We start from the raw sequence: 3,279 nt of genomic DNA, 5'->3' as shown, positions 1-3,279 counted from the left end.
GAAATAAAAGATAAGATAGTCGAGGAATTTGAAGTCACTCCTCAACAAGCTGAAAAAGATCTTGCAGAGTACATAAAGCAGCTTGAGAAAATAGAAGCAATAATTGAAGGGTAATCATATGGAATGCTCTCATATTCCTTCTATCAGCTATGCTCAGTTTAGTGAGCGGTTGCATAAGCAGGTTGTAGCCAAGAGGATTCCAATTCTGGGATCATTTGAACTCACCTTTCGCTGCAACCTTCGCTGTGCTCATTGCTATTGTAATTTGCCGCTGAATGATCAAGATGCAATAAAGAAGGAAACCACAAGTGAAGAAGTATTCTCTATCTTTGACCAGATAGCCGAGGCAGGATGTCTATGGCTGTTGCTAACCGGAGGGGAACCTCTATTACGAAAAGACTTTTTGGAAATTTACACTTACGCCAAGAAGAAAGGCTTCCTGATCTCTCTATTTACTAACGGGACACTCATTACCCCAAAGATTGCCGATTATTTGGCTGAATGGCCGCCATTTATAGTGGAGATTACATTATATGGTACAACTAAAGAGACTTATGAAAAAGTAACCGGGATTCCTGGCTCATTTAAGCGCTGTCAAAGGGGTATTGAATTACTTCTAGAGCGAAAAATCCCTTTAGGGCTGAAGACCATGGTAATGACCTTAAACCGGAATGAGTTTTCGAATATAAAAGAATATGCTGAAGGATTAGGAGTGAAATTCCGTTTTGACCCGATACTCAACCCCAGGATGAACGGCTCTAAAACACCTTGCAATTTCCGGTTATCGCCTGAAGAGGTTATAAAGCTAGATTTAGCTGATGAGAAAAGAGTTAAAGAATGGCGGGAGTTCTGTGAAAGGTCTATAGGTCCTTACCAAGTTGATAATCTTTTCAGTTGTGGCGCAGGCGTTTCCACATTCCATGTCGACCCCTATGGTCAAATGAGTTCCTGCGAAATGGTTCGGTTTCAGAATTATGACTTACGTCGCGGTTCCTTCGAAGAGGGTTGGCATCACTCAATTCCTGAATTTTTAACTCTAAAACCTACGAGCGATTATCCGTGCGGTCAGTGTGAATTAATATCTCTATGCGGTCAATGCCCTGGCTGGGCATATCTGGAAAATGGTAATCCAGAAACGCCTGTAGAATATCTCTGCCAGATAGCCCATCTTCGGGCAGAGGCATTTAATATAAAAAAACTTTAAAAAGGAGGCAAAATTGGAGACAAAAGAAAAAAACCGGAAAAATTACAAAAAACCACAAATAAATCATGTCAATCTGGTAATCGAGGAAGCGGTGTTACAAGCTTGTAAGACGAGTGCAGGCGATGCAAGTGCGAAAAAAGGTGCAGGCTGTGCTGTAGTCCAATGCAGCACAATTATTGGTTCATAGTCCAAGTAGAATTGTTTATCCCTTGGGTCAATTAAAATCAACCTTCTCTAATTTCACTTTTAATGCTATGAATCCCTCCAGGAATGATAATTTAGGAAAACTTCGGGGAGGAAGCTTCTGCTTTGCTGAATGAGAAAGGTCTAATAGAATTTACGATAGGTATAGCTGGTATTGGCTTATCTTTTCTCTTCGATCAAAACCTATCTGAATCTGGAGTTGAAGATATAGATTATGAGTTCATAACAGAGATTAGACCTGAAACAAAGCTTCTTGTGCATCAGGACAGCTTTCCTCAAAGGAGCAAGGGAAAAAAGATATTTGATTCCGGCAGCACGTGGTCCCTTTTCCGCGAGCAGGGAAAATATGTCTTGCAAGATTCTTCCTTTGATTCTGATCCACCTCCTAATCAACTCGTGATTTTAGAATCGGATCTTAAATCTGGCGACATTTATATTAATGATAAGCTCTTTAAAAATTTATTACTCGATCCATTAGGATATCCTTTAAATCAGATTTTGATGATACTCCTCCTATCCCGTTGTAAAGGAGTAATGCTCCATGCCTGCGGGATTGATGACAGGGGTTATGGTTATCTTTTTTTGGGTAATTCAGGTCATGGTAAGTCAACAATCGCCAGATTGTGGTCTGAAAATCAGGCTACAGTCCTTAATGATGATAGAATCATTGTAAGGGAAAAAAATGGAGAGCTCTTGATGTATGGGACACCATGGCCTGGCGATTTCAAGGAAGTATCATCAAAAGGGCTTCCGATTCGCAAATTATTCTTTTTACGTCATGGAAAAAAGAACTCGGCGGTTCCCAAAAATAGTACCGAGGCCGTTTTAATGCTTTTAACTCGCTGTTTTCCTCCAATCTGGGATAAAAAAGGAATGGAGTATACAATGGGCTTGTGCCATCGCATGGTAAATAAGGTCCCGTGCTACGAATTCAGCTTTGAACCAGACAGGAAAATAGTGGATTTTGTAAAAAATATATAAATAAGTGAGAAAGATCGCTCATTTAAGAGATGCCGATTTATTAGAATTAAGCAAAGACATCTTTAAAAAAGGCAAATCAATTCGTTTCCAGGCAAAAGGCTGGAGCATGCGTCCCTTTATTCGGGACGGAGATATTATTGTAGTTAGCCCAATCGAAAACTCCTCGATTAAAACAGGAGACGTGGTGTTCTGTATAACAACCGAGAATAAGGTTATAGTTCATCGAGTTATTAAAAAGTATAAAAAAGATAAAGATAATAGAATCACAATGCTTATTAAAGGGGATGCTACGTTTAGCTCTCCTGAAAAGGTTGAGATGCAAAATGTATTAGGTAAGGTAGTAGCAGTCGAAAGAAAGGGGCGGAAAAAAAGACTGGATACAAAACTTTACCAGATAAAAGGTCTGCTCTTTGCGGGAGTATCTCCCTTTAGCCAGTGGACTTATCCATTTTTTAGTAAGATTAAGAAGTATTTCAATAATTAGAAATACTCTTTAAGGCTTATCGAGAGTATATTCAATCCTGAGAAACGGAAAGCATTAGCTAATAAGGAAAAACGAAAAATCAATTTAGACGGAAAAAATAAATGAGCTGGAGAGAGGAAGACCGACTAATGCTCTACTGCTGTCGAAAAGATACTGACCGCAAGAACAGGAATAAAATAATTGAAATACAGAGAAGAAGCCTGGATTGGGAAGGTTTCTTACGAAAGGCAAGAGAAAATGGTATCGCGGCTGTTGTTTATTCCAGGCTGAATGAAATTAAGAAGGACTGTACTCATATTCCATCCTTCATTTTTAAAAAATTAAAAAAAGTTTATTACTTGAACGCCATCCAGAATTCTCTGATTTATGAAGAATTGGGAAAGGTGCTTAAGATATTTTCTAATGC

The 3,279-nt window shown here is 39.0% G+C and carries 5 protein-coding genes; all 5 read left to right on the top strand.

Translation table 11 applies throughout. From position 1 onward, the window contains the following. Window positions 1-118: 118 nt before the first annotated feature. Window positions 119-1,204, top strand: a complete 1,086-nt coding sequence (locus tag VMW81_08195; protein ID HUU50924.1) for a radical SAM protein — start codon at window positions 119-121, stop codon at window positions 1,202-1,204. 13 nt (window positions 1,205-1,217) lie between these two features. Next, the gene (locus tag VMW81_08190) at window positions 1,218-1,391 is read left to right on the top strand and encodes a hypothetical protein (GenBank protein HUU50923.1); all 174 of its coding nucleotides are present in this window, start codon (window positions 1,218-1,220) and stop codon (window positions 1,389-1,391) included. Between the two features lie 122 nt (window positions 1,392-1,513). Continuing rightward, window positions 1,514-2,389 (top strand): hypothetical protein, encoded by an 876-nt coding sequence (locus tag VMW81_08185; protein HUU50922.1) that lies wholly within the window; start codon window positions 1,514-1,516, stop codon window positions 2,387-2,389. 4 nt (window positions 2,390-2,393) lie between these two features. Beyond that, the gene (locus VMW81_08180) at window positions 2,394-2,873 is read left to right on the top strand and encodes a signal peptidase I (GenBank protein ID HUU50921.1); all 480 of its coding nucleotides are present in this window, start codon (window positions 2,394-2,396) and stop codon (window positions 2,871-2,873) included. Between the two features lie 101 nt (window positions 2,874-2,974). Further along, window positions 2,975-3,279: hypothetical protein (locus VMW81_08175; protein ID HUU50920.1), on the top strand; the 305-nt coding region annotated here is incomplete at its 3' end.

This window comes from Nitrospinota bacterium, assembly GCA_035528715.1.
Classification (GTDB): Bacteria; JADFOP01; JADFOP01; order DATKYB01; family DATKYB01; genus DATKYB01.
The sequence above is the reverse complement of the archived record's forward strand: the minus strand, read 5'-3'. Positions and strand labels throughout refer to the sequence as shown.